At 71.3% G+C, this 24,110-nt stretch carries 24 protein-coding genes, 1 pseudogene and 1 riboswitch; of the genes and pseudogenes, 6 read left to right on the top strand and 19 right to left on the bottom strand.

What is annotated here, in order from left to right:
* Together K2X24_RS10630 and K2X24_RS10625 are read right to left on the bottom strand one after the other, a co-directional pair.
* On the bottom strand, window positions 1-151 hold a 151-nt coding region (locus K2X24_RS10630; RefSeq protein WP_292497659.1), incomplete at its 3' end, for a 30S ribosomal protein S15.
* A 229-nt stretch (window positions 152-380) separates the two neighbouring features.
* Window positions 381-1,436, bottom strand: a complete 1,056-nt coding sequence (locus K2X24_RS10625) for a low specificity L-threonine aldolase (RefSeq protein WP_292497653.1) — start codon at window positions 1,434-1,436, stop codon at window positions 381-383.
* Window positions 1,437-1,499: 63 nt separating this feature from the next.
* Window positions 1,500-1,612: riboswitch (SAM-I-IV-variant riboswitch) on the bottom strand.
* Window positions 1,613-1,734: 122 nt separating this feature from the next.
* On the opposite strand from K2X24_RS10625, the gene K2X24_RS10620 reads away from it, so the two are divergent.
* Complete coding sequence (locus K2X24_RS10620) at window positions 1,735-3,210, top strand: amino acid permease (protein WP_292497652.1); 1,476 nt, start codon at window positions 1,735-1,737, stop codon at window positions 3,208-3,210.
* Window positions 3,211-3,425: 215 nt separating this feature from the next.
* Here K2X24_RS10620 and K2X24_RS10615 read toward each other — a convergent pair whose 3' ends face one another.
* Both K2X24_RS10615 and K2X24_RS10610 read right to left on the bottom strand, forming a co-directional pair.
* Window positions 3,426-4,067, bottom strand: a complete 642-nt coding sequence (locus K2X24_RS10615; protein WP_366934478.1) for a class I SAM-dependent methyltransferase — start codon at window positions 4,065-4,067, stop codon at window positions 3,426-3,428.
* A gap of 10 nt (window positions 4,068-4,077) precedes the next feature.
* Window positions 4,078-5,325, bottom strand: a complete 1,248-nt coding sequence (locus K2X24_RS10610; RefSeq protein ID WP_292497650.1) for a DUF3419 family protein — start codon at window positions 5,323-5,325, stop codon at window positions 4,078-4,080.
* A gap of 254 nt (window positions 5,326-5,579) precedes the next feature.
* Here K2X24_RS10610 and K2X24_RS10605 point away from each other — a divergent pair, with 254 nt between their 5' ends.
* Window positions 5,580-6,410, top strand: coding sequence for an alpha/beta hydrolase (locus tag K2X24_RS10605; protein ID WP_292497648.1), 831 nt, complete (start codon window positions 5,580-5,582; stop codon window positions 6,408-6,410).
* 20 nt (window positions 6,411-6,430) lie between these two features.
* On the opposite strand, the gene xth is transcribed toward K2X24_RS10605, so the two are convergent.
* A complete protein-coding gene (gene xth, locus K2X24_RS10600) occupies window positions 6,431-7,240 on the bottom strand; it encodes an exodeoxyribonuclease III (RefSeq protein ID WP_292497646.1) in 810 nt (269 codons plus the stop codon).
* A gap of 170 nt (window positions 7,241-7,410) precedes the next feature.
* Here xth and K2X24_RS10595 point away from each other — a divergent pair, with 170 nt between their 5' ends.
* Window positions 7,411-8,160: a 1-acyl-sn-glycerol-3-phosphate acyltransferase gene (locus tag K2X24_RS10595; protein ID WP_292497643.1), complete on the top strand. Its 750-nt coding sequence runs from the start codon at window positions 7,411-7,413 to the stop codon at window positions 8,158-8,160.
* Window positions 8,161-8,173: 13 nt separating this feature from the next.
* Here the strand turns inward: K2X24_RS10595 and tatC are convergent, their stop codons facing one another.
* The 6 genes from tatC to argS form a co-directional block, all read right to left on the bottom strand.
* Window positions 8,174-8,974, bottom strand: coding sequence for a twin-arginine translocase subunit TatC (gene tatC, locus K2X24_RS10590; protein WP_238280302.1), 801 nt, complete (start codon window positions 8,972-8,974; stop codon window positions 8,174-8,176).
* Window positions 8,971-9,534 (bottom strand): Sec-independent protein translocase protein TatB, encoded by a 564-nt coding sequence (tatB, locus tag K2X24_RS10585; protein ID WP_292497640.1) that lies wholly within the window; start codon window positions 9,532-9,534, stop codon window positions 8,971-8,973. The genes tatC and tatB overlap by 4 nt, the downstream gene beginning before the upstream one ends.
* A 118-nt stretch (window positions 9,535-9,652) precedes the next feature.
* Window positions 9,653-9,922: a twin-arginine translocase TatA/TatE family subunit gene (locus K2X24_RS10580; RefSeq protein WP_292497638.1), complete on the bottom strand. Its 270-nt coding sequence runs from the start codon at window positions 9,920-9,922 to the stop codon at window positions 9,653-9,655.
* A 211-nt stretch (window positions 9,923-10,133) separates the two neighbouring features.
* Entirely contained in the window at window positions 10,134-11,141 is a 1,008-nt protein-coding gene (gene nagZ / locus K2X24_RS10575) for a beta-N-acetylhexosaminidase (RefSeq protein ID WP_292497636.1), read from the bottom strand.
* A gap of 301 nt (window positions 11,142-11,442) precedes the next feature.
* Window positions 11,443-12,867: an SPOR domain-containing protein gene (locus K2X24_RS10570; RefSeq protein WP_292497634.1), complete on the bottom strand. Its 1,425-nt coding sequence runs from the start codon at window positions 12,865-12,867 to the stop codon at window positions 11,443-11,445.
* Window positions 12,868-12,897: 30 nt separating this feature from the next.
* Window positions 12,898-14,661, bottom strand: coding sequence for an arginine--tRNA ligase (gene argS, locus K2X24_RS10565; RefSeq protein WP_292497631.1), 1,764 nt, complete (start codon window positions 14,659-14,661; stop codon window positions 12,898-12,900).
* 324 nt (window positions 14,662-14,985) lie between these two features.
* Here argS and K2X24_RS10560 point away from each other — a divergent pair, with 324 nt between their 5' ends.
* Both K2X24_RS10560 and K2X24_RS10555 read left to right on the top strand, forming a co-directional pair.
* Entirely contained in the window at window positions 14,986-15,624 is a 639-nt protein-coding gene (locus K2X24_RS10560) for a transglutaminase-like cysteine peptidase (protein WP_292497629.1), read from the top strand.
* 205 nt (window positions 15,625-15,829) lie between these two features.
* Complete coding sequence (locus tag K2X24_RS10555; protein ID WP_292497627.1) at window positions 15,830-16,519, top strand: transglutaminase-like cysteine peptidase; 690 nt, start codon at window positions 15,830-15,832, stop codon at window positions 16,517-16,519.
* A gap of 33 nt (window positions 16,520-16,552) precedes the next feature.
* On the opposite strand, the gene K2X24_RS10550 is transcribed toward K2X24_RS10555, so the two are convergent.
* The 8 genes from K2X24_RS10550 to K2X24_RS10515 all read right to left on the bottom strand — a co-directional run bounded on the left by K2X24_RS10550 (window position 16,553) and on the right by K2X24_RS10515 (window position 23,701).
* Entirely contained in the window at window positions 16,553-16,882 is a 330-nt protein-coding gene (locus tag K2X24_RS10550; RefSeq protein ID WP_238280310.1) for a hypothetical protein, read from the bottom strand.
* 156 nt (window positions 16,883-17,038) lie between these two features.
* Window positions 17,039-17,251, bottom strand: a complete 213-nt coding sequence (locus K2X24_RS10545) for a DUF3126 family protein (RefSeq protein WP_238246304.1) — start codon at window positions 17,249-17,251, stop codon at window positions 17,039-17,041.
* A gap of 161 nt (window positions 17,252-17,412) precedes the next feature.
* On the bottom strand, window positions 17,413-18,270 hold the full coding sequence (cysE, locus tag K2X24_RS10540) for a serine O-acetyltransferase (protein WP_292497622.1): 858 nt from the start codon (window positions 18,268-18,270) through the stop codon (window positions 17,413-17,415).
* A 239-nt stretch (window positions 18,271-18,509) separates the two neighbouring features.
* Entirely contained in the window at window positions 18,510-19,421 is a 912-nt protein-coding gene (locus K2X24_RS10535) for a helix-turn-helix transcriptional regulator (protein WP_292497655.1), read from the bottom strand.
* A gap of 410 nt (window positions 19,422-19,831) precedes the next feature.
* Window positions 19,832-20,719 (bottom strand): lytic transglycosylase domain-containing protein, encoded by an 888-nt coding sequence (locus K2X24_RS10530; RefSeq protein ID WP_292497619.1) that lies wholly within the window; start codon window positions 20,717-20,719, stop codon window positions 19,832-19,834.
* Between the two features lie 215 nt (window positions 20,720-20,934).
* The gene (locus K2X24_RS10525; protein ID WP_292497618.1) at window positions 20,935-21,774 is read right to left on the bottom strand and encodes a Cof-type HAD-IIB family hydrolase; all 840 of its coding nucleotides are present in this window, start codon (window positions 21,772-21,774) and stop codon (window positions 20,935-20,937) included.
* 13 nt (window positions 21,775-21,787) lie between these two features.
* Complete coding sequence (locus K2X24_RS10520; protein WP_292497615.1) at window positions 21,788-22,354, bottom strand: gluconokinase; 567 nt, start codon at window positions 22,352-22,354, stop codon at window positions 21,788-21,790.
* Window positions 22,355-22,417: 63 nt separating this feature from the next.
* Window positions 22,418-23,701, bottom strand: a complete 1,284-nt coding sequence (locus K2X24_RS10515) for an alpha/beta hydrolase (protein WP_292497613.1) — start codon at window positions 23,699-23,701, stop codon at window positions 22,418-22,420.
* 241 nt (window positions 23,702-23,942) lie between these two features.
* Here K2X24_RS10515 and K2X24_RS10510 point away from each other — a divergent pair.
* Window positions 23,943-24,110, top strand: a pseudogene (locus K2X24_RS10510) (sugar transporter); the annotation flags it as partial.

The following is a 24,110-nucleotide window of genomic DNA, read 5'->3' as shown; positions in this document are numbered from 1 at the left end:
GGTTGTCCTTGCCGTGGGTCTTGAAGTGGCCGGTGAGGTTGGTGATCCGCTCGGTGAGGATCGCCACCTGGACCTCCGGAGAACCGGTGTCCTTGCCGCCGGTCGCGTATTCCTTGATGAGCGCGGTCTTGCGCTCTGCCGTGATCGACATCGCAGTGCCTTTCGGTACGGGTTTTCGGGAAGGGCGGCCTCGTCGCGAGAACCGCGCCGCGCTCATGGAAGGCCGGTGCCGGGATGTCGTCCAGCACGGTCAGGCCCACAAGCAGCTTGTGCCCCGGCCCCGTTCGCACGGGTCGGAGCGGCGCGGACCATACACGAAACGGGGTGGGATGCCAGCCCTCGGGGTGTCGCGGTCCCGCGCCGGTGCCCGGGAGAGTGGTTCAGGCCGCAGCGGACTCGGTGCCGGCCACCGCCCGGATGTCGTGGGCCAGGGCGTCGATCCGGGCCGGGTCCGAATCCCAGGCGAACATGAAGCGGGCGCCTCCGCCGATGAAGGTGTAGAAGCGCCAGCCCCGCGCCCGCAGGGCCTCGAGATGCTCCGGCGCGGCCCGTAGGAAGACCGCGTTGGCCTCCACCGGGAACATCAGCGTGAAGGCGGGGACGTCCGCCACGGCGGCGGCGAGGCGGCGCGCGCAGGCATTGGCGTGGGCCGCGTGGGCCAGCCAGGCGCCGCCCTCGAGCACGCCGACCCAGGGGGCCGAGAGGAAGCGCATCTTCGAGGCGAGCTGTCCCGCCTGCTTGCAGCGATAGCCGAAATCCTCGGCCAATGCGGCCTCGAAGAACAGGATCGCCTCGCCCGCCGCCATGCCGTTCTTGGTGCCGCCGAAGCAGAGGAGGTCGACGCCCGCCTTCCAGGTCATCTCGGCGGGGCTGCAGCCGAGGCTGGCGCAGGCATTGGCGAAGCGCGCCCCGTCCATGTGCAGGCGCAGGCCGAGCTCCCGGCAGGTCTCGGCGATCGCGCCGATCTCGGCCAGGCTGTAGAGTTGCCCCGTCTCGGTGGGCTGGGTGATCGTCACCACCCGGGGCTTGGGGAAATGGATGTCCGAGCGCCCCGTGGCGACGCTCCGGATCAGGGCCGGATTCAGCTTGCCGTCGGGGCTCGCCACCACGAGGAGCTTCGAGCCGTTGGAGAAGAACTCGGGCGCGCCACACTCGTCGGTCTCGACATGGGCCGAGGCCGAGCAGATGACGCTGTGGTAGGACTGACACAGGGAGGCCAATGCCAGCGCGTTGGCGGCGGTGCCGTTGAAGGCGAAGAACACCTCCGCGGCGTCCGTCTCGAACAGGGTCCGGAACGCGTCGGCCGCCCGCTTCGTCCACGGGTCCTCGCCATAGGCCGGCACCGAGCCCCGGTTGGCCGCCTCCATCGCGCCCCAGGCCTCGGGGCAGATGCCGGCGTAATTGTCGCTCGCGAATTGCTGGGGCTCGGGGGGCATGGTCGCTCTCGTCTGGCCAGGGTCCGCATCAGGAGCGCGGCGACCGACGGAGAGGAAATATGGCGAAGCCCGATTGGTTGCCGGTCCGGCCACATCCCCGCCGGATGCCGGAGGGTGCCACCTTGCCCGGGCGGGCAGGTTGGCGTCAGGGAACGCCCCAACTCTTGATGCTGGCCGATTTCCTACCAGAGGGGTGCCGCCCTGACAACACGGGCAGGTTGCCGCTCGGGGCGCGCTCCCCTGGCGCGCGATTTGCCCCGCGCGATGCGCGATCCACCGCCCCGCGAAGGTCCGGCCGATGACGGGCGACAGCCTCTCCACGCGCAAATCCGTCGCCGACATCCTGGCGGCCGACGCCGAGGGCGGCGAGGACGCACGCCTGCCGCGCGCCCTCTCGGCCTTCGATCTCGTGGCCCTGGGCGTCGGGGCGACCATCGGGGCGGGCATCTTCGTCCTCACCGGCACGGCGGCGGCGAACTATGCCGGGCCGGGCCTGACCCTGTCCTTCGTCCTCGGCGGCATCGCCTCCGGGTTCGTGGCGCTGTGCTACGCCGAACTCGCCGCGATGGTGCCCGCGCCCGGCAGCACCTACACCTACGCCACCGCGACCCTGGGCGAGGCCTGCGCCTGGATCATCGGCTGGGACCTCGTCCTCGAATACGCCATGAGCGCCGCCACCGTGGCGGTGGGCTGGTCGGGCTACGTCCGCTCGCTCCTCGGCCAAGTCGGCCTGCACCTGCCCCCGGCCCTCACGGCGGCCCCCTTCACCGCCCTGTCCGGCGGCGCCACCGCGTGGTTCGACCTGCCAGCGGCGGCCATCATCGGCGTGCTGACCCTGCTGCTGGTCCGCGGCAACCGCGCATCGACCCGGGTGAACGCCGTGATGGTGGCGATCAAGGTCGCGATCATCGTGAGCTTCGTCTGCATCGGCGCCGTTCACGTGGACCCGCGCCTGTGGTCGCCCCTGGTGCCGGAAAACACCGGTGCTTTCGGTGATTTCGGCTGGAGCGGGGTCCTGCGCGGGGCGGGCGTGGTGTTCTTCGCCTTCATCGGCTTCGAGACGATCTCGACGGCGGCGGGCGAGGCGCGCAATCCGCAGCGCGACGCGCCGATCGGCCTCCTGGGATCGCTCGGCGTCAGCACGGTGCTCTACGTGGCGGTGGCGGCGGTGCTCACCGGCCTCGTCCCCTACCGGGCGCTGGACGTGCCCGATCCCATCGCCAGGGCGGTGGAGGTGATCGGGCTCGGCGCCTTCTCGGTGGCGATCAAGATCGGGGCGATCCTCGGCCTGACCACGGCGGCGCTGGCCGCCCTCTACGGGCAGGCCCGGATCTTCTACGCCATGGCGCGCGACGGCCTGCTGCCGCCGGCCTTCGCGCGGCTGCATCCGCGTTTCCGCACGCCAGCGATCAGCCAGGTCACCATCGGCGCGGTGACGGCCCTGGTGGCCGGGCTGGTGCCGATCGATCTTCTCGGCGAACTGGTGAGCATCGGCACCCTCTTCGCCTTCATGGTGATCTGCACCGCCGTGCTGGTGCTGCGCCGCATCGATCCGGCGCGTCCCCGCCCCTTCCGGGTCCCGGGCATGCCGGTGGTGCCGGTCCTCGGCATCCTGTCCTGCCTCGGCCTCATGCTCGGTCTGCCCGGCGACACCTGGCTGCGTCTCGCGTTATGGCTCGCCGTCGGTCTGGCGATCTACTTCGGCTACGGCCGAAGGGCGGCGCGGCTGCGCCGGATGGGCGCGCCGGGCCTCGATGAGGCTCCGGCGCGCTGACGCTTACGAATAGTGGCGCGGGCTCGGACGGCCGGAATAGCGGCGGCGCAGGTAGGAGACGAGCTTCGGGAGCAGGAAGGCGACGAGGAGCTTGCGCATGGGGAAATCTCCGGTTGGGGTGGGCGGCACGAGGGCCGCCGCGTCGAAAACCCAATGCGGGGCCGGGGCCGGGCGTTCCGGAGCGGGCTGAATCAATCTGCGGCCGGTGGCACGCCTCAGCGCGCGATCACCGCGTGCACGCAGTAGCCTCGCAAGCGCTGCCGCACCCGCGCCCGCCCGCCTACGGCCGAGGCGACGCGCGCGACCACCTGCGGCAGGGTCGCGCGCGGCGTCACCGAGAAGGCGGCGAGCCAGCGGTTGAGGAGCGCGCGAGCCGGCCACGGCAGCCCGGCCTGGCCGCCGAAATCCACCACGTGGAGCTCTCCGCCCGGCGCGAGGTGCCCGGCGGCCTCGGCCAGCACCCGCTCCCAGGGCGGGATCATCGACAGGGCATAGGAGATCACGATCCGGTCGAAGGTCGCCCGCCCGAACAGGGCCTGCGGATCGAAGGCAGTGGCGTCCCCGCGCGCGAGGCGGATGCGAGGCTCGAGCCTGGCGCGGGAAACGCTGCCGGCTGCGGTGTCGAGCATCGCCGCCGAGACGTCGAGGCCGTGGCAGGCTGCCTCCGGATAGGTGCGCGCGATGCGCACGAGGTTGCGGCCGGTGCCGCAGCCGATCTCCAGCACGGCGCCGCCCGGCGGCACGGCGAGCTCCGCGATCGCCCGGTCGCGCCCGAGGAGGTAGAACTTCCGGCTGGCGTCGTAGAGGTGGCGCTGGTGCCGGTACATCCGGTCCATCGCCTGCGCGGCGTCGCTCACGCGGCCCCGCTCACGCGGCACGCAGGCGGTAGAGGTGGAAGCCGCCGTAGATCGCCGAGCGGTCGCGGGACTGACCCGCGCGGCTCTCGGCCTCGGCATAATCCCAGGCACCCAGGATCGCCTCCGGCACCCGGCCGGGCAGGCAGCGCTCGTCGGCGGCTGTGCGGAAGATGACCCGTGCACCCGGCCGGGCGGTACGGGTGATCTCGGTCCACAGGGCGGTCAGGTCGGCGTCGCTCATCCAGTCCTGCGCGTCGAGGAGCACGTAGGCGTCGGCGCTGGCATCGGGGCTCGCGGCCAGGAACGCCGTCATCGATTGCTGCCGGTAGCTCACCCGCCCGGCCCGTGCCCGCAGGGCCTCGAAGTGGCGCGGCTGCAGGTAGGGCGGCAGGGCGGCGTCGGGGCCCGGCGCGTAGCCCCGGCCGAAGGCCTGCCAGGCGAAGTAGTTTTCGCGCAGGTCGAAGTCGCAGGCGAGGCGCTCCAGGCGGTGGCGCAGGGCGTCGATCATGCCGCCGGGATGGTCCTGGGCCAGCGCCGTGTACTGGGCCGGCGGGATCCCGAGCCCGTAGAGGGAGGCGGGCCGCCGGATCAGCCAGCGCACGAGGCGCTTCTCGAACAGCGGCGCCACGTGCGCGTCGAACAAGACGCGCTGCTCGGCCAGGGTCCGCGCCGCGAGGACGGCGGAGAGGTCGCAGCCGTAGAGCCGCGCCAGCCGGTGCCCGGTCCCGATGAAGCGCCCGAGGAGGCCGTGCCGGAAGATGTTCTCCGAGAAGGCCACGATGCGCCGGCGCCCGTCGAGGCGCCGGGCCTCCCAGTAGGCGCGCGCGGCCGCGTCGAGGTGGGGCGCGATCCGCGCGTCGTAGGCCGCCACGTTGGCGGGGGAGTCGGCGCGTCCGAAGAAGCGCAGGTAGGCCGCCGCGTCGGGAAGCCGGGTCAGGGCCGCGAGCTTGAGGCGCCCCAGGGCGATGTGCGCGCCGTTGAGGTCGACCGCGCTGATCCGCGCCGGATCGGCCGTCAGGTAGGACAGCACGTTGCAGCTGCCCGACGCGATGGCGACGACGTGGTCCTGCGGCCCCAGCGCGAGGGCCTCCAGATCGACCGCCGGGTCCTCCCAGATCTGGGGATAGACCAGCCCGCTGAAGGCCAGGGTGAACAGCCGCTCGGACAGGCCGGCGCGGGAGAGCGCCCGGCTGCGATGCACGGCCTGGGTCAGGCCGAGGCTGGTCTCGCGGCGGACCGCCCGTGCTGCGGAATTCATGCGGGCTCTCGGGCTGTCCCTCGGGGATGATGGACGCCGCCCCTACGCCCCGCGCATGACCGGCCGGTGACAGCGGATGCGGCCCGGGCTCGGCCCGCCGGGCGGGCTGTCGTGCAAGCGGGCAGGATGCCCGGGATTTCAGCAGGGCCGGCCGTGTCTCTCCGCTGCCGTCGAAGGTATACCTAAGTCAGCGGCAAGCAGATGCCGCCCGGCCCGAGGTCATCCGTCGTCAGCGCAAGCCAGGGAGCGCCGCAATGGGAACGATCACCGTCAAGGACGGCACCGAGATCTTCTTCAAGGACTGGGGCCCGAAGGAGGCGCAACCCATCGTCTTCCATCACGGCTGGCCGCTGAGTTCCGACGACTGGGACAGCCAGATGCTGTTCTTCCTCGGCCAGGGCTACCGCGTGATCGCCCATGACCGCCGCGGCCACGGCCGCTCCTCGCAGACCGCCACCGGCAACGCGATGGACACCTACGCGGCCGACGTCGTCGCGCTCGCCGCCGCCCTCGACCTCAGGGGCGCCATCCATGTGGGCCACTCCACCGGCGGCGGCGAGGTCGCGCGTTACGTCGCCCGCGCCGAGGCGGGCCGGGTCGCCAAGGCGGCGCTGATCGGCGCGGTCACCCCCGTGATGGTGAGGTCCGAGGCGAATCCCGGCGGCCTGCCGCTCGAGGTCTTCGACGGCTTTCGCGCGGCGCTGGCGGCCAACCGGGCGCAGTTCTACCGCGACGTGCCGGCCGGCCCGTTCTACGGATTCAACCGGGCGGGCGCCGCGGTGTCGCAGGGCGTGATCGACAATTGGTGGCGCCAGGGCATGATGGGCGGCGCCAAGGCGCAGTACGACTGCATCGCGGCGTTCTCGGAGACCGACTTCACGGAGGATCTCAAGGCCATCGACGTGCCGGTGCTGGTGATGCACGGCACCGACGACCAGATCGTGCCGATCGCCGATTCGGCCCTGCTGGCGCACCCGCTCCTGAAGCACGGTACGCTGAAGACCTACGAGGGCTTCCCGCACGGGATGTGCACGACCCATGCGGACGTGATCAACCCGGATCTGCTCGCCTACTTCAGGGCCTGAGGTTTCGGGCCGGCGCCCGCCTACAGGTCCAGGGTCAGCGTCACCGGCGCGTGGTCGGAGGGGCGCTCCCAGCCGCGCGCGTGCCGGGCCACGGTGACGTCGCGGACCGTGCCGGCGAGGTCGGGCGAGACCCAGGCATGGTCGAGGCGCCGGCCCTTGTTGGCGGCGGACCAGTCCGGCGAGCGGTAGCTCCACCACGTATAGATCTTCTCGGGTTCGGGCACGAGCAGGCGGGCGCTGTCGATCCAGCCCGCCTCGCCCCGCAGGGTCTCGAGCGCTTCCGTCTCGACGGGGGTGTGGCTCACCACGTCGAGGAGCTGCTTGTGCGACCAGACGTCGTGCTCGAGCGGCGCCACGTTGAGGTCGCCGACCAGGATCGCCGGGCCGCTGACGCGGCGCCCGCCCCAGGCTCGCAGATCCGCCAGGAAATCGAGCTTGTGCGCGAATTTCGGGTTGCTGTCGCGGTCGGGCACGTCGCCGCCGGCCGGGACGTAAAAATCGTGCAGCATGATCCCGGCGGCCTTGCCGGCCTCCGGCCCCAGCACCGCCGAGATGTGGCGCGCGTCCTGGCGCTCGCAGAACGCCATCACCTCCCGCCCGAGGAGCGGAAAGCGCGACAGGATGGCGACGCCGTTATAGCCCTTCTGCCCCGCGAACACGACGTTCTCGTAGCCCGAGCCCCGCAGGGCCTTGAGGGGAAACGCGTCATCCGGACACTTCGTCTCCTGCAGGCAGAGCACGTCGGGCCGGGCCTCGGCCAGGAAGCGCAGGACCGAGTCGATGCGCAGGCGCACCGAGTTGATGTTCCAGGTGGTGACGGTCAGGCGCACGGGGTTCGGCTCGCGTGGATCGGGAAAAGGTTTAAAGGAACGGTCGCGCCTCGGCGGCGGCGGGCCGGCATAGACCGGATCGCCGCCGCCGTCGCCGATGAAATGCCACGCTCAGGCGCCCCGATCCGTGCCGGGTCGGGCGGCTTGAGCGAGATCGAGGGAACCACCCCGTGTCGCGCATCCGTTCCGGGCTCTTCAACGCCTACTGGGCCGGCTGGACCGGCCTGTTCATCATGCCGCTGGCCGTGCTCGCCCTCCTGGGCGCGCCGCCCCGGCCCATCCGCGCCTTCACCCGCCTGTGGTCGCGCGGCATCCTGTTCGGCCTCAAGGGCATCGTCGGGCTCACCTACGTGGAGGAGGGCCGCGAGCGCATCCCGTCCGAGCCCTGCCTCATCGTGGCCAACCACCAGTCGGCCTGGGAGACCCTGGCCTTCCTCGTGCTGGTGCCCAACGTCGCGATCGTGGCCAAGCGCGAACTCGTGGCGATCCCGATCGTGGGCTGGTTCCTGCGCCGCTCGCCGATGATCATCATCGATCGGGCCAACGGCACCCAGGCCCTGCGGGTGATGATCGACGAGAGCCGCGCGGCGATCGCGCAGGGCCGCTCGGTGCTGATGTTTCCCGAGGGCACGCGCGGCGGCATCGCCGAGCCGGTCCAGTTCAAGCGCGGCGTCGAGCTGCTCTACGCCAAGCTCGGCCTCCCGGTGTTGCCCGTGGCGGTGAATTCCGGCCTGTACTGGCCCCATGGGGGGGCCCGCCACAGCCCCGGCGCCGTGACGGTGAGTTACCTCGCCCCCCTGCCCCCGGGCCTGAGCGGCGCCGAGTTCATGCGGGGCACCCAAGGGGCGATCGATGCCGAGCTGAACCGCTGGCGTGACCCGGCCGCGCCCGTGGCGCCGCTCCGGGCCGAAGCCTCGTAAGGGAGCCGGGGCCTTACGGCTCCAGCCCCTCGGCCGCCCGCTGGGCCTTGCGGCGGCGCTCGACGCGGGCCACCGAGAAGATCGAGGCCTCGTAGAGGAGCAGCATGGGGATCGCCAGCGAGAGCTGCGAGATCACGTCCGGCGGCGTCAGAATGGCGGCGGCCACGAAGACGAGGACGATGGCGTAGCGGCGCTTCTCGCGCAGGAACGCGGTGTCGATGACGCCGATCTGCCCGAGGAGCGTCAGGATCACCGGCAGCTGGAAGGCGATGCCGAAGGCGAAGATCAGCGTCATGATGAGCGAGAGGTACTCGTCCACCTTCGGCAGGAGGGCGATGGTCGCCTCCCCCGGCTGTCCAATCTGCTGCAGCGAGACCGAGAACTGGATCAGCAGCGGCATCGCCAGGAAGAACACCACCAGGGCGCCCAGCACGAAGAACACCGGTGTCGCCACGAGATAGGGCAGGAAGGCCTGGCGCTCGTTGCGGTAGAGGCCCGGGGCCACGAAGGCGTAGACCTGGGTGGCGATGACCGGAAACGCGAGGAAACCCGCGCCGAACACGCTGAGCTTTATGTTGGTGAACACCTGCTCGAGGAAGTGCGTCGCGATCAGCTTGGCGTTCTCGACCCCCACCACCGAGACGTAGGGGTAGACCAGCACGTTGTAGATGTGCCGTGAGAAGAAGAAGCACCCGAAGAACATCACCACGAAGGCGGCCAGCGACTTGATCAGCCGCGAGCGGAGTTCGATGAGGTGGTCGAGGAGCGGGGCCCGCGAGGCTTCGATCTCGGCGTCGTCGGTCTCGGTGCTCATCGGCCGGAATCAAGCTCGGGTTTGGCCGCTGCCTCGGGACGCGGGGGCGCGGCATGCGGCGGCTCGGTGGGGGGCGGAGACGTCAGCGGATCGCCGCTCCAGGTGTGGGTCGCCGGGTGGGAGGGCGCCTCCGGCACGGGGCCATGTGGCTGGGACTCCTGCGGCGGAGATTCCGGCTGCGCGGGCGCCTGGATCGTGGGTTCGGGGGCGAGTTGCTCGGCGACGTTGGCGAGCCCTTGCGTCGGCGAGGGCGTCGTCTTCGTGGCGGTGCGTCCGTCGACGGCACCCTTCAGTTCGTCGCGAATGGTCTGGACCGGGTTGAAGGTCGGCCCCATCGTGCCGGCCGATTTCTTGACGCCGTCCACCTCGCGGCGGATCTCGTCGAACTCGGCCTCCCGGATCGCCTCGTTGAACTGCGACTGGAACTCGCCGGCCATGCGGCGCATCTTGCCGGTGATCTGCCCGACCGTGCGCAGGGCCTTGGGCAGGTCCTTCGGGCCGATGACGATGAGGGCGACGCCGCCGATCAGCATCACCTCGCCCCAACTCATGTCAAACATGGTGTCGACTGTCCCGCGACCGCGCGCTGTCCATCAACGGCGCGCAGGCCATGGCAGGTCACGGCGGATTCCGCCAGACCCGCGTGGCCGCATGCGCCTCCCTTCGACGACGCGCGGGTCAGACGACCTTGCGGTCGGCCGAGACCGTGTTGGCCGAGACCGTGTTGGCGGTGGCGGGCTCGCCCTGGTGGGGGAGCGTGCGCACCGGCTCGCCCGCGCTCGGCGGCGGCACGGCGGTGGTGGCCGGCGTCTCGTCCTCGGCCATGCCCTTCTTGAAGGCCTTGATGCCCTTGGCGACGTCGCCCATCAGGTCCGAGATCTTGCCGCCGAACAGCAGCATCACGATGCCGGCGACGATGATCCAGTGCCAGATACTCATGCTGCCCATGGCAACCTCCCGCGCCGCAGCCCGAACGCTGCGCGGCGCCGTCTCGTGTGTCGATTGTGGGCGAACCTAAGGATCGGGCACCCCGAGCACAAGAAGTGCGGGTGACGCGCGCTCCGTTCCGATCGCCGCAGCGCGGGCATGCAAGTTCGCGGCCCGCCTCCAGGTCATAGACCAGCCGCGCGCCTTTGTCGCCTGATCCGGGCCCGCGCTTTCAGGCGGCGAGGGACAGGGCCGCGGCGAAGCGGGCCCGGGCCTCGTGCACGTCGAAGGCGTCGGGGCCGGCGGGCAGGCGCGCCAGGGCGGCCTCGGCCCGGCGCAGGGCTGCGCCAGCCAGGACCGGGGCCCCCTCGGCGACGCCGCGCATCTCGTCCGCGTCGCCGTTGCAGTGCAGGCCGACGTCGATGCCGGCGGAAAAGCAGGCTTCGGTGCGGGCGCGGAACGTCCCCTGGAGGGCGTGCATCGAGAGGTCGTCGGTCATCAGCAGGCCGTCGAAACCGATGGCGCCGCGGATGACGTCGCGGATCACGCGGGCCGACTGCGTCGCCGGGTGGACGGGATCGAGCGCCGTGAGCACCACGTGGGCGCTCATGGCCATGGGCAGGTCGGCCAGCGCCCGGAAGGGGACGAAATCCTGGGCGCTCAGCGCCTCCAGGCTCGCCTCCACCACGGGCAGCCCCTTGTGGCTGTCGCAAGCAGCGCGGCCGTGCCCGGGAATGTGCTTCATCACCGGCAGCACGCCGCCCTGCATGAGGCCCTCGGCCACGGCCCGGCCGATCTCGGCCACCCGGCCGGGGGCGGTGTCGTAGGCGCGGTCGCCGATCACGTCGTGGGCGCCGGCCACCGGCACGTCGAGGACGGGGGCGCAGTCGACGTTGATGCCGACGCTGGCGAGATCGTGGGCCATCAGCCGGGCGCCGAGATGCGCGATGGCCGCGGCCGAACCGTTGAGGCCGCCGAAGCGACGCCCGGCCGGGTAGGCCGGCCAGTGCGGCGGCCCCATGCGCTGCACCCGGCCGCCTTCCTGGTCGATCAGGATCGGGGCGTCCGCCCGGCCCACCGTGGCCCGCAGGGCGTCGGTGAGCGCCCGGACCTCGTCCGGCGTGCCGATGTTGCGCTTGAACAGGATGAAGCCCCACGGCGCCACGTCCCGGAAGAACGCGGCCTCCTGGCCTGAGAGTGTCTTGCCGGCGCAACCGAGGATCAGGGCACGGGAGGTCATGGCGGTGGACGCGTCCTCGGGGATGGACCGGAGCCGGCTCGGGGGAGCCGGAAGAGAAACTCGAGACATCGATTCGACGGCACCGGCATCACCGCCGGATGGGGCCGGAAAATGGTCGGACGAGATGGAGGCGTACGCAAGGGCGGGCGCGTGGCTCCGGGGCCACAGGGCCGTCCGGATCGGGGCAGCGCCACGGGCATCGTGACGGAACGCGAATCCCGCGTCCCGTCACCGCTGACCGGACCGGAGGGGCCGCCCTCGGTCTGGGGTCAGTTTAGTCCGGGGTCAGTTTAGTCCGGTGTCAGTTTTTGGCCACGAAGCACTGGCCGCCCGCGCCCTGAAGCTGGGTGCACAGGCTGGCCGCCTCGGTCTTGCCGAGGGGGCCGACTCGGACGCGGTAGATCGTCTTGCCGTTGACCTCGGCCTGGCGGATCAGGGCGGGCTGGCCGGAGAGCTGGCTGTACTTGCCCTGCATCTGACGGAAGGCGGCCTGGGCCTCGCTCTCGCTGGTGCGCACGCCGAGCTGGACGACGTAACCGCCTCCGGCGCTGGCGGGCGCCGTCGCCGCGGGGGGCGGGCTCGCGATGGCCGAGGTCGATTCCGGCGCCACGGCGGCGACGCGCTGGGGGGCCTTGGGGCGCGGGGCCTGGGCGGGCTCGGCCTGGGTCGGGGCGGGTGCCTCCGCCACCGGCGTGGTGGCGACCGGCGGCGGAAGCCGGGCGGCGCGCTGGCGCAGGGAGGCGCTGGCGGGCGCGCCGTCTGCGGCGGCGCCCGGCAGGGTCATGGTCGGGATCACGGAGGCGGGCGTCGCGGTCGCTTCCGCCGGGGCCTCGCGCTGGGGCGGCGGGGGCGGCGTATCGGGCTTCACCGAGACGGTGCGGACCCGACGGGGCTCCCCGAGGGAATCGGTGAGGCCGCCGCCCTGCTGGGCTTGGGCCTGAGGGGCCTGCGCGGCGCTGCCCGGGGTGGCGCCGCCCTCTGCCGAGCCCAGCGCCGCGCGGGCGGCCTGGGCCACGTCGAGGGGCTGCTCCTCGCGGTTGACGATGCGGATCTGGCCGTCCTTGGCGGTGCGGTCGTAGATCTGCTTGTTCTGGTCCGGAATCTCGACGCCGTCCGCCTTCTGCGGCGCGATCTTCAGGGGCGCGGTGTCGGCCATGATGGTCGGGACACCGCCGGAACCGCCGGTGCTCCCGTGCAGGCCGCGCCAGGCGAGGGCTCCGGTGACGCAGAGGGCGAGGACGCCGAGGCCGGCCCCCACCGAGACGAGGCGGCTGCGCTGGCGCGGCCGCTCCAGGGGGCGGGCCCGGTCGTCGGCATCGTTGGGCGCGAACTCGGCGGCGTTCGCATCCGGGTAGGGCTCCTGGGGATCGCGGTAGGCGCCGTGATCGACGGAGGCGAGATACTGGTCGAAGGCATCGGCGTTCGAGCCCGCCTGCGGCGCGGGCTGCTGGGCGTAGGTCTGCGGCGCGTAGGGCTGGGCCGGCGCCTCACCGAAGCTCGGCTCGACGCGGGTCCGCCCGGCGACCTGGGCGTCGCGGGCCTGGAGCAGAGCCCGGAACGGATCGTCCTGCCCGACGATCCGGGCGAGCTCGGCCAGCGGATCGGCCTTGGGAGCGGCCTCGCCGGCCGCGGGCTGAACCTGGGGCTGAACCGGCGCCTGGGGCTGCTGCAGATCCCGCGCGAAAGCGTCGAAATCGACTGTCGCTCGCGAAGCGTTCGTCGTCATGCCAGCATCCCTCTTCACGCCGAGATCACCTCACCGCATTTCGTCCGGCGCGGTGACGCCCAACACCGCGAGGCCGGAGGCGACAACGCCCCGCAAAGCCTCAACGAGGGCCAATCGAGCCCGAGTGGAGTTTCGGTCATCAGGATTAATAAACCGTAATTGCGGCAAGTCTTTGCCCTTGTTCCACAAACCGTGGAGCGAGCTTGCGAGTTCGTAGAGGTAGAACGCCACGCGATGCGGTTCGTGCGCGCCCGCCGCGGCCTCGATGACGCGCGGGTATTGCGCGACGAGCCGCATGATCTCGATCTCGCCCGGGTCGGTGAGAAGCGCAAGGTCGGCCTCGGCGAGCAGGCCGTCCCGCGAGAGGTCCTCGCCCGGCATCGCCTGCGCGGCCTGGCGGAACACCGAGACGCAGCGCGCATGGGCGTACTGCACGTAGAAGACCGGGTTCTCCTTCGACTGCTCCACCACCTTGGCGAGGTCGAAATCCAGGGTGGCGTCGTTCTTCCGGTAGAGCATCATGAAGCGGATCGCGTCGCGGCCGACCTCGTCGACGACCTCCCGCAGGGTGATGAACTCGCCCGCGCGCTTGGACATCTTCACGGGCTCGCCCGCGCGCAGCAGCCGCACCAGCTGGCAGAGCTTCACGTCGAGGGTGGCGTGCCCGTCGCTCACCGCCTTCACGGCGGCCTGCATGCGCTTGACGTAGCCGCCATGGTCGGCGCCCAGCACGTCGATGAGGTCGGTGGCGCCCCGCGCGATCTTGTCCCGGTGGTAGGCGATGTCGGAGGCGAAGTAGGTGAAGGAGCCGTCCGACTTGAGCAGGGGCCGGTCGACGTCGTCGCCGAACTCCACGGTGCGGAACAGCGTCTGCTCGCGGTCCTCCCAATCCTCGGGGAGCTGGCCCTTGGGCGGCGGCAGGCGCCCCTCGTAGACGAGCCCCTTCCCTCGGAGTTCGGCGAGGAGAACGGGCACCGCTTCCTTCAGGGTGGCTTCCGAGAAGAACACGTCGTGGTGGATGCCCAGACGCGCGAGGTCTGCCCGGATCAGGTCCATCATCGCGTCGATGGCGAAGGCCCGGACCGGCGGGAGCCATTCCGCCTCCGGCTGGTCGAGGAGAGCGCGGCCATGGGCCTCGGCGAGGGCCCGGCCCACGGGCACGAGGTAGTCGCCCGGGTAGAGTCCCTCCGGCACCGGGCCGACGGGCTCGCCGAGCGCCTCGCGGTAGCGCAGGAAGGCCGAGCGGGCGAGCACGTCGACCTGCGCGCCGGCGTCGTTGATGTAGTATTCGCGCGTCACGTCGCGCCCGGCCGCCACCAGGAGGTTGGCGAGGGCGTCGCCGAATACCGCGCCGCGCCCGTGGCCCACATGCATCGGGCCGGTGGGGTTGGCCGAGACGTACTCGATGTTGACGCGGCCCGCCGGCGAAGCGCCGCTCGGCATCGTGCCCCGGCCGTAGGCCTCGCCTTGCACGAGGGCGGCCCGCACCACGGCATGGAACGTCCCCGGGGCCAGCCGCAGGTTGATGAAGCCGGGGCCGGCCACCTGCGCCTCCACCACGTCGGGGTCGGCGCGCAGGGCGGCCGCCAGGGTCTCGCCGAGGGCCTTCGGGTTGGTCTTCGCCTCCTTGGCCAGCACCAGGGCGGCGTTGGTGGCGAGATCGCCATGGCTGGCGTCGCGGGGCGGCTCCACCACCACGCGGGCGAGGTCGAGTCCCTCGGGCAGTTGCCCGGACCGGATGAGGCCCTGCACGGCCGCGCGGACGCGGCCCTCGAAGGTGGCGAAGATGTTCATGGCACGACGAATCCGCTTCAGGGGCTGGGCGGGGTCTTGGTGCGGGTCTTGACCCCGCCGGCTCGCCCGCCAGCCCGGATCGGAGGGGCATAGCAAGGGCGCCCCCGGGTGTCACGGCGGAGCGCCGCATCGCACCCGGCACGGGATGGTTACCGGACCCTTGGGGGAATCGCGCGGGTTGGCGACATCGCCGTGAGACGGCGTTCGGCCTGGCGCGCGAGAGGCGCCGGCCCGCGCCGGATCGATAAAATTGCGCGGATCGACTTCAGCGCGGGACAGGCTCCGTGGCGGCACGATGACGGCGTTGGACTTGAGGACGCCGCCATGGGCAGGACGAAGACGATCGCGCTGGCACTTCTCGCAGCCCTGGCCGCGACTGTGAGCCCGAGCCAGGCGCAGACCCTGGCCGGCCTGCCCATGCAGTCCTTGCCCTCGCCGACCCCCTCGGCGCAGCCCCTGCACGAGGCCAAGCCCCTGGCCGCCTGGTCCGCCTTCTGCCAGCGCTACGCCGCCGAGTGCGCCATCGACCTCAACGAGGCCCCGCGCATCACCCTCACCCCCGCCACCTGGGCCACCATCGCGGCGGTGAACCGCCGGGTGAACCGTACGCTGCGCCCCCTCACCGACATGGATCACTGGGGCGTGCCGGACCGCTGGGACCTGGCCGAGGACGGGGCCGGCGACTGCGAGGATTATCAGCTCCTCAAGCGTAAGCTCCTGGCCGAAGCCGGCCTGCCGCGCCGGGCGATGCGCATGACCGTGGTCATCGACGAGAAGGGCGAGGGCCATGCCGTGCTCACCCTGATCACCGACCGGGGCGACTTCGTGCTCGACAACAAGGTCGGCGATGTGCTGGCCTGGCACCGGACCGGCTACGTCTTCATCAAGCGCGAATCGGCCGAGACGGTGGCATGGGTCTCGCTTGGTGGTGTCACCTCGCCGGTCACGACCGCCAACCGCTGACGGTTGGCCGCCCCGGCGCGGATGCCGCGCAGGCGCGAGCGGGAGCGATGCCCCGTGCCGTCCCGCGACGATGACACGAAAACCACATCGTCACGCGGAACCTTCTCCTGCGCTCGCGGGTTAACGAGGGTTTAACTTTCCGATTGAGCCTCGGCCGCTCCCGTGCAAACTTCGTCGTCTCACGAGGGACGGCAGGGCGACCGGCATGCGGCACGCGATTCTGCGAAGTGGTGATGGGCTCCCGCCGGGCTGGGGGCGCCGGGTCCTGTGGCGACGGATCGGTCGCGCGGTTCAGTTCTCCCTGGTGGGCTCGATCCTGCTCCTCGGGGGCGCCACCACGGAGGCGCAGACCGTCGCCGCCCTGCCCGAAGCCCCGCGGGTCGATGCGGGGCCGTCCGCCCGCCCGGTCGCGGCCTGGACCGCGCTGTGCGCCCGGATGCCGGCCGAGTGCGCGGTCGACACGAGCGAGCCCGCCGCCATCACCCTGACGCCGCGCATCCGCGACCTGCTCGCCCGCGTCAACCGCCGGGTGAATGCCCGGATCAAGCCGATCACCGATCTCGCCCACTGGGGCGTGGTGGACCGCTGGGATTATCCCGACGACGGTTTCGGCGATTGCGAGGATTACCAGCTCCTCAAGCGCCGGATGCTAGTGGAACGCGGATTGCCGCGCCGGGCCCTGCGGATGACGGTGGTGATCGACGATATCGGCGAGGGGCACGCGGTGCTGATGGTCCGCACCGACCGGGGGGACCTCATCCTCGACAACAAGACCAACGCCGTGCTCTCGGCCCCCGCCACCGGCTACACCTTCATCAAGCGCGAGGGCCAGGACGGTCTCGCCTGGGTCACCCTCAACGCCGGCGCCTCGCCGGTGGCCACCGCCAACCGCTGACGGCGGCGGCCCGAGCCGGGGATCACGGGTCTTTCAGAGGCCCGTGATCAGGTGCGCGAGGTCGAGGGCGATGCGCCCTGACATCAGGCTCCAGCCGCAGGCGATGATCGTGGCGATCATCACGAAGGGGATCGGTCGCCGCTCGAAGCGCCGCCCGCGAACGGTGTTGCGCAGGATGATGAAGGGCGCCCCGAAGGCGAGCATGGGCAGGGCCGCCACGGCCGTGACGCCGCCGCGCTCGAGCAGGCTGAAGCTGGCGCGGCGCGCGGTGAAGAGTTCGAACGCACTCGCGAGCAGGCCCGACAGGGCGAGGCCGACGCAGAGGGTCTGAAGGGATTCGATGGCCGAGGGGCTGAGAGTCATGACGCGAACGCTCCAGCATCGAGAACGATGTGGAGCGCACTGTGCCGCGTCGTTTACGAAACGTTAAGGGTTTCCTGCCGTCAGGGTTAAATCCGCGCACAGGGTCCTGCGTCGCAGGGGCGTGCGGCGGACCCGTCGATCCGGCAGGCGAAGCCCCTAATCCTCGAGGTCGATGTCCAGGATCGCCATGGCGAAGTTGAACGAACGGTCGCCGTCCTCGTCGTCCACCGAGACAACGCCCAGGAACTCCTCGCCGATATAGACCTCGGCCGAATCGTCCTTCTTGGGGCGGGGAACGAGGCGGATGTTGGTGTTGGCGAAGGTGCGGCGGAGGTAGTCCTGCACCTTCGCAATGTCGGTCTTGTTCACGCTGATCGCCTCTCGCGTTGGGATCGGGGCCTCCGGCGCACAGGACGGCGCGCGGCATGCCGCGGGGCTCGGCCGGGCGCGGCCTTGGGCCGGGCTGGCCCCCGCTTGCCACGCCATCGGGGGATGGGCAAGCGGGGCCGAGTCCCGAGCCCTGAGCGCCGTCAGATGCCCTCGGCCATGTGGATGAACTGATCCATGGCCACGAGCTGGTCCATGGCCCGCGACGGCTCGGCGCAGCCGGCGGTGCCCACCACGCGGGCCGGCACGCCGACCACGGTGGTGTTGGCGGGAACCGCGCGCAGCACCACGGAGCCGGCGGCGATGCGCGCGCAGGCCCCCACCTCGATGTTGCCGAGGATCTTGGCCCCGGCCCCGATCATGACGCCGTGGCGAATCTTCGGATGGCGGTCGCTGCCCTGCTTGCCGGTGCCCCCGAGGGTGACGGCATGGAGGATCGAGACGTCGTCCTCGATCACCGCCGTGGAGCCGACCACCAGGCCGGTGGCGTGGTCGAGGAAGATGCCGCGTCCGATCCGGGCCTGCGGATGGATGTCGGTCTGGAATACCTCAGACGACCGGCTCTGGAGATAGAGGGCGAGGTCGCGCCGGCCCTGCCCCCAGTACCAGTGCGCGAGACGATGCGCCTGGATCGCGTGGAAGCCCTTGAAGTACAGGACCGGCTCGATGGCCCGGCTGGTGGCGGGGTCGCGGTCGAGCACCGCCGCGATGTCGGCCCGGAAGGCGCGGCCGAGGTCCGGATCGGCGCCGATCGCCTCGTGGAAGCCGTGGGCGACGAGTTCGGCCGGCAGGGAGGCATGCCCGAGGCGGGCCGCGACCCGGTGCGCCACCGCGCCCTCGAGGGAGGCGTGGTTGAGGATCGTGGCCACGATGAAGGAGGCGAGCTGCGGTTCCTCCCGCACGATCGCCTCGGCCTCGGCCCGCAGGCGCGCCCAGATCGGATCGCAGACGGCGAGCGGCTCGGACCCCTGCGCGGCGACCGGGAATGCACTGGCGGACATCGGGGCCTCCTCTGGGCCGGCCTCTCAAGCGCCGGGAGGTGGACCGCCCCGCGACGACCCCCGCTGGGTGGTCGCCGGGACGACGCATCCGCCCCGCGGCGTTCCGGTGGATGGTTCGTCTGTCGTCGTCGGCCCCGGCAGACGGAATTACCGCCGAGTCGCATGTCCGTAGCTTGGTGTGCCTCGGGCGGTCGATCAAGACCGAGTGGCATCCGGGCCGAGCGGAGGCGCGCCGATTGTCAGGCGCGGCGGCGCTGGTCGAGATCGCCGAACCGGGCCTCGATCGCCTCGGCGAGGCGGTCGACCATCACCTCGACGGGGACATCGGAGGTGTCGACCACCGACGAGGCGCGGGCATAGAGCGGCTCGCGGCTGGCCAGGACCGCGCGCAACTCCTGCATCGCCGACGGGTGGTCGCCGGTGGTCGCGAGGTCGCCCTGGTCGCGCACCCGCTGCATGTGCTCCTCGGGCCGGGCCCGCAGCCAGATCGTGAAGAAGGCCTGGAGCAGCAGGTCGTAGGTCAGAGGCTCGGCCACGATGCCGCCGCTGGTGGCGAGAACCAGCGGGCCGGGATGCTCGGTGAGGCGGCGCAGGGCCGCCTGCTCCAGCCGCCGGTAGCCTTCCTGCCCGTAGATCGCGAAGATCTCCTTCACCGAGAGGGCGTTCTCGCGCTCGATCTCGGCGTTGAGTTCCACGAAGGTCCAGCCCAGGCGGTCGGCGACCCGGCGCCCGAGGGTCGACTTGCCGGCCCCGCGCAGGCCGATCACGGCGACGCGCGGCTGCGGCACCTCACCGCTCGCCGAGGATTGCCCCGACAGAATTCCCTTCGCCAGGGCGACCTGCTCGGGCGAAGCGTTGCCGAGGAGATCACGGATCACGTGCCAGTCCGGGCCGATATCCTGCCCGGCGATGAGGTCGTCGAGGCGAACGCCCATCGCGTTGGCGACGCGGCGCAGCAGGATGATCGAGACGTTGCCCTGTCCGCTCTCGAGTTGCGCGATGTAGCGCTCCGAGAGCCCCGAGGTCTGCGAGAGGAGCTTGCGAGACAGGCCGCGCACGGTCCGGGCGTGACGGACCCTCCGGCCGAGCTCAGCCAGGAAGATCGATTCTTGTTCTGCCGCGCCGGCCATGCCGTCGTCCGCTTCCTCGATGCGCGCCCAGGTGGTCGGACCTGCGCGCCGGTTGCAATACAATAGGCGCTCTGTTCCAAGAATCGAACGATACTTGGAAGTATGGTGCCTGAATACGTTCGTGGCTCCTGTCAGAGGAACATCGGTTCACACCGTTGTCCCGCAGGCGCCCCGTCTCGCGGATGCTGCAGCGATCGTGCCTGACCGGCCTGACTGCAGTTCATCGCATTGCACCATGTGAGACTAGGCAAGCCGCGACGCAAGCCATTCCGGACAATCGAAGCGGTGGAAAACCTTTTCCGGGGGTTGGCGGCGCCGGAGCCGGGCACGCGCGCGCCGCACTGAAATCCGCCCGTCAGGCGCGTCCAGCCGCGCTCTGGCGGACCGTTTCGGGTGGCTTCCCCGTCCCGGATTAGGCGCAGACCCCGCCCTTACTGCACCGGCAGGGCCGAGGCTTCGAGGATGGTACCGGTCGCGGGCGCTTTCTTCGCGACGATTGGCCGCCCGACCGAGGCCAGGGCGAGGGCCGAGGGCCGACGCGGCGGCAGCGGCACCTCGATGGTCTCGCCGAAGGCCGCCTCGACCGGAGCGCCGGTCTGAACCACGGTCGGGGCCAGGCCGGGATTGGGGCTGATCGCCGGGGTCGCGGCGATCGCAGCCGGCTCGGGGGCCAGGGCCGCCACCTCCGTTGTGGTGAGGCCCGCGAGGGAGGCGGGGCGGCGCGGCGGCAGTGGCACCGCCACGGCGTCCGTCGGTATGCCGTTCGCGGCGGGGCTCGGAGCGTAGGCGAGCGCGGTGTTGGCGGCGGCGACCGACGGCGTGGCGGCGCGCGCGAACACGCTGCCGAAGGCCTCGCCGGATTTCGGCGCGTCGATGTCGTCGGGGACGCTGGTCTCGATGCCGAGGCGCTTGGCGGCGTAATAGTAGCCGCGATTGTAGAAGCCGTAGGCGCGGGCGATGTCGCCCTTGGCGGCACGGTACGCGCCGGCCAGGTAGGCGATGCCGTAGCGCAGGTTCACGCGGGGATCGAACAGCCCGGCCGCGTCGCCCTGGTAGCCGAGGCCCTTGGCGGTGGCGTGCTTGATCTGCATCAGGCCGAGGGCGCTGCCGCCCTTGGCGTTCGGGTTGTAGTTGCTCTCGCGCTTCACGACCTGGTGGACGAAGCTCGACGGAACGCCCTGGGCCTTGGCCTGCTGCTCGATCAGCGCGTCGATGTTGTCCCGGGCCGCCGAACCCTGCGCGGCCGCCTCGCCGGGCGCGAGAACCCCGCAGGGCACGGCGACCGCCACGACGGCGAGGAGCAGGAGGCGCTGGTTCATACGGAGACCCGGATCGACCTTATTTCTTGGATGGCCAAGGTCCGGTCGAATTGCGGCCGGAAAGCGGCTCGGGCCGGGTCAGCGTGGCCGTTTCCCCATGTGCTGTGGCGCACATGGCACAGGTGTGCGGCATGCGTGCCGATTGTAGCGGAGCCGATTCGCGAGCGGGTTCAACGCCCTCCGGTATTTGTGAGGAGGGCGGTCGGCGCGCTGCCTCAGCGCCGCAAAATGAATTCTGCGATGGCCTTGGCGAACCCGTCCGCGTCGTTTCCGGCCGTCACCGCCCGTGCCGCCGCCTGCACCGCCGGGGCGGCGTTGCCCATCGCCACGGAGAAGCCGCTGCGCGCGAACATCGGCACGTCGTTGCCGGCGTCGCCCAGGGTGGCGATGCGGGACGGCGGGATGCCGAGGTGCCGGCTCATGGCGTCGACGAAGCCGGCTTTGCCGACGCCCGGCGGCGTCACGTCGAGGTAGTAGGCCTGCGAGCGGTGGACGTCGGCCCCCGCGCCCAGCGCGGCGGCGACCCGCGCCTCGCAGGCCGCGAGGTGGCCCGCATCCGCGCTCACCCCCACGATCTTGGCGGCCCGGCCGAGGAGCGGTGCGAGATCATTTACGGCGTGCGGCTCGGTGACCAGGGTGCGGCGCTCGAGATCGGTGTAGGGGCCGTGCGGATCGGTGAGGTTCCAGCGCCCCTCGGCGAAGACCCAGATGTCGAGGCCGGCCTCCGCGAAGAGGCGCGCCGCCGCGCGGGCGGCCTCGGCCGGGATCAGGGTCTCCGACAGGATGGTGAGGTCGGGGGCCACCAGGGTGCTGCCGTTGAAGGCGCCCATGGGCAGTGTGAGGCCGAGTTCCGCCGCCAGTGGCTTGAGGCCGATGGGGGGCCGGCTCGACGCGATGGTGAAGGCGATGCCCGCCTCGCCCAGGCTGCGCACGGCCGCCCGGGCGGCCGGCGTCAGGCGCTTGTCGGAGGTGACGAGGGTGCCGTCCACGTCCGAGATCACCAGGGCGATATCGGCGGGGGCCGTGTCCGATGACGGATGGGACGGGGTGCTCATGCGGGGGCGTTGCTCATGCGGGATTTCGGGGCTCCTGTGCGCCCTCCTCCAATCCCGCCCGGGCCGCGATCGTTGCGGCGATGGCCTCGGGCGTGCCTTCGATGCCCACCGCGATCGCATTCTCCTCCGGCCCCGGCGGCTCCAGGATGGCGAACTGGGTGTCGAGGAGGGCCGCCGGCATGAAGTGCCCCCGGCGCAGCGCCAGGCGCCGGTCGATCAGGTCGCGGTCGCCCTCGAGGTAGACGATCCGGACCGCCTCGCGCCCCCGCACGAGGACGTCGCGATAGGCCCGGCGCAGGGCCGAGCAGACGACGATGCCGGGCTCGCGCGCCTGCAGGCGCGTGTCGATCCAGGCGCCGATCGCGGCGAGCCAGGGGGCGCGGTCGTCGTCGTCGAGGGGATGCCCGGCCCGCATCTTGGCCACGTGTTCCGGGCTGTGGAGGCTGTCCCCGTCGACGAAGACCCAGCCGAGGCGCTCGGCGAGGCAGGCCGCCACCGTGCTCTTGCCGGAGCCCGACACCCCCATCACCACGAGGATGCCGGGCCTGCGGCCCGGCGCCGGATTCGAGGCTGACGACATCGCGCTCTCCTGTGCCGAGCCTGCTCCTGAGCAGGCTTTGCGGCGGAATTCGGCGGCGCGGCCTCAGGAGGCGAGGATTGCGGGGCCGGGGTCCGGCAGGACGGGGTTCAGCACCCGCTCGCGCAGGCGCTGGGGGCCGAGCGTCATCGCGAAGAAGTCGTAGTAGCCCCGTTGATCGTTGGAGAGGAGGAACTGGAAGTGCATCCGGAAGGGCCGCCAGCGCACCTTCATGTAGGTCTCCGCGCTGATGATCTCGCGGAATCGGGCCGAGCGCACGAGGGGGTTGGCCGCCGGCCGGCCCCGGAGATTTAGGTCGAGGTCCCTCACGGGGTTGAAGCCCGGGAAGTTCATCCAGTCCTGCGGCGCCTGGAAGTCGACCCAGACGAGACGGCGCGACGTCACCAGGGTCGCGATCTCGCCGCGCAGGCGATCGACGCGCGGCTGCAGGGCCACCAGCGGCAGGCCGGAGCCCAGGGTGACGAGGGCGAGCGTCGGCGCGGTGCGTCCCAGGTCGGGATCGCGCGCGAGCACGCGGGCCGCCACCTCCACCGCCGTCAGGGCGCCCGAGGAATGTCCGAGGATCATGATCTCGTCCGGGATGTCCCCGGATTCCGCCAAGGCGGTGCAGCGGGCGAGGACGTGGTCCGCGAAGAGGTCGAGGCGGCGCTCGTAATCGGGGCGGCTGCCCCGACCGTGCTGCCAGTTGAAGACCCAGTCGTTCAGGAGTTGCCAGAAGAAGATCCGGTTGAGGAGCGCCTCCATCGCCTTCACCCAGGCGAGGCCGATGACGAGCCCGGCCGGGATCGTGGCCCAGAGCGGCCAGCCGAGGCTGTGCGCGAAGCCCGTGCCGAGATGGGCATGCACGAAGGCCGCGATGGCCACGGTGCAGAGTGCGAGGAGCACGACCATCAGCAGGGGGTAGAGGATGACGTTGCCGTACTTCCAGTTCAGCCGGTAGAACCGGACCATCATGCCGGAGGTGATGGCCTGGAGCGTGCCCACCACCAGGAGGGCGACGCTGACGAGGCGCAGGCGCCGGAAATCGTTCCGGACGATGTCGTCCCAGAGCAGCACGTCGTAGCTGGTCTCGGCGCCCCCGGTCGTGGGCTGCGCGGCCACGCGCCAGCTCTGCACCGTCTCGTCCGCGTTCATCGTGGCGCGGGTGATGCTGGGCTTGGGTTCGCCGAAGCGCTTCGCGTAACGCGTCAGTTCCCGGACGAACAGCATCCGGTAGCGGCTGCTGCCCTCCGGATCATAGCCTGGAACGTAGAAGACGTGTCTGCGCCGGACTGCGCCGGGGACCCCATCCGCAAGGCTCGGAGGTGTATAGTCGAATGACGATGTCATGGAGTCGGGGGTGTCGAGAAATCTGATCTCGACAGATACCAGATCTGCGTAGGGTGAGAACGCTTATCTCGGGGCGATGTTCGACGTCTCCCGAATGTGAATCTCGCACGGGTCGGCGGTGAGTAGCGGGGATGGTTTCCCGTTCCTGGCCCCTCCCGGGCGAAGTGTGACCCCACCGCCACGGACACGGTTGCGGCAATGGTCTAGGCAGCCAATGAGAGAAACCGACAGGCGACCCTGCATGCGCGCACTTCCTCTGGCCCTTTGCACCGCCCTGGCGGTGTCGGGCTGTTCGTCGATCCTGCCGGCGGCGGGTCCGACGACCAGCGCGGTCGTGGAGGGGGCGGACGTCTCGACGAGCGAGGGCACGTTCGCCCGCTACGAGATCGTGGACCTGTCGGCGGCCACG

Origin of the sequence: Methylobacterium sp., assembly GCF_019750675.1 — a bacterium.
GTDB lineage: Bacteria > Pseudomonadota > Alphaproteobacteria > Rhizobiales > Beijerinckiaceae > Methylobacterium.
The sequence above is the reverse complement of the archived record's forward strand: the minus strand, read 5'-3'. Positions and strand labels throughout refer to the sequence as shown.

Bases quoted from the DNA above. Each gene is read 5' to 3' on its own strand.
- K2X24_RS10625 (WP_292497653.1), bottom strand. From the start codon at position 1,436: ATGCCCCCCGAGCCCCAGCAATTCGCGAGCGACAATTACGCCGGCATC.
- K2X24_RS10610 (WP_292497650.1), bottom strand. From the start codon at position 5,325: ATGAATTCCGCAGCACGGGCGGTCCGCCGCGAGACCAGCCTCGGCCTG.
- K2X24_RS10570 (WP_292497634.1), bottom strand. From the start codon at position 12,867: ATGACGACGAACGCTTCGCGAGCGACAGTCGATTTCGACGCTTTCGCG.
- argS (WP_292497631.1), bottom strand. From the start codon at position 14,661: ATGAACATCTTCGCCACCTTCGAGGGCCGCGTCCGCGCGGCCGTGCAG.
- tatB (WP_292497640.1), bottom strand. From the start codon at position 9,534: ATGTTTGACATGAGTTGGGGCGAGGTGATGCTGATCGGCGGCGTCGCC.
- cysE (WP_292497622.1), bottom strand. From the start codon at position 18,270: ATGTCCGCCAGTGCATTCCCGGTCGCCGCGCAGGGGTCCGAGCCGCTC.
- K2X24_RS10605 (WP_292497648.1), top strand. From the start codon at position 5,580: ATGGGAACGATCACCGTCAAGGACGGCACCGAGATCTTCTTCAAGGAC.
- K2X24_RS10580 (WP_292497638.1), bottom strand. From the start codon at position 9,922: ATGGGCAGCATGAGTATCTGGCACTGGATCATCGTCGCCGGCATCGTG.
- K2X24_RS10520 (WP_292497615.1), bottom strand. From the start codon at position 22,354: ATGTCGTCAGCCTCGAATCCGGCGCCGGGCCGCAGGCCCGGCATCCTC.
- K2X24_RS10525 (WP_292497618.1), bottom strand. From the start codon at position 21,774: ATGAGCACCCCGTCCCATCCGTCATCGGACACGGCCCCCGCCGATATC.
- K2X24_RS10620 (WP_292497652.1), top strand. From the start codon at position 1,735: ATGACGGGCGACAGCCTCTCCACGCGCAAATCCGTCGCCGACATCCTG.
- K2X24_RS10560 (WP_292497629.1), top strand. From the start codon at position 14,986: ATGGGCAGGACGAAGACGATCGCGCTGGCACTTCTCGCAGCCCTGGCC.
- K2X24_RS10555 (WP_292497627.1), top strand. From the start codon at position 15,830: ATGCGGCACGCGATTCTGCGAAGTGGTGATGGGCTCCCGCCGGGCTGG.
- K2X24_RS10530 (WP_292497619.1), bottom strand. From the start codon at position 20,719: ATGAACCAGCGCCTCCTGCTCCTCGCCGTCGTGGCGGTCGCCGTGCCC.
- nagZ (WP_292497636.1), bottom strand. From the start codon at position 11,141: ATGACCTCCCGTGCCCTGATCCTCGGTTGCGCCGGCAAGACACTCTCA.
- K2X24_RS10515 (WP_292497613.1), bottom strand. From the start codon at position 23,701: ATGACATCGTCATTCGACTATACACCTCCGAGCCTTGCGGATGGGGTC.
- K2X24_RS10550 (WP_238280310.1), bottom strand. From the start codon at position 16,882: ATGACTCTCAGCCCCTCGGCCATCGAATCCCTTCAGACCCTCTGCGTC.
- tatC (WP_238280302.1), bottom strand. From the start codon at position 8,974: ATGAGCACCGAGACCGACGACGCCGAGATCGAAGCCTCGCGGGCCCCG.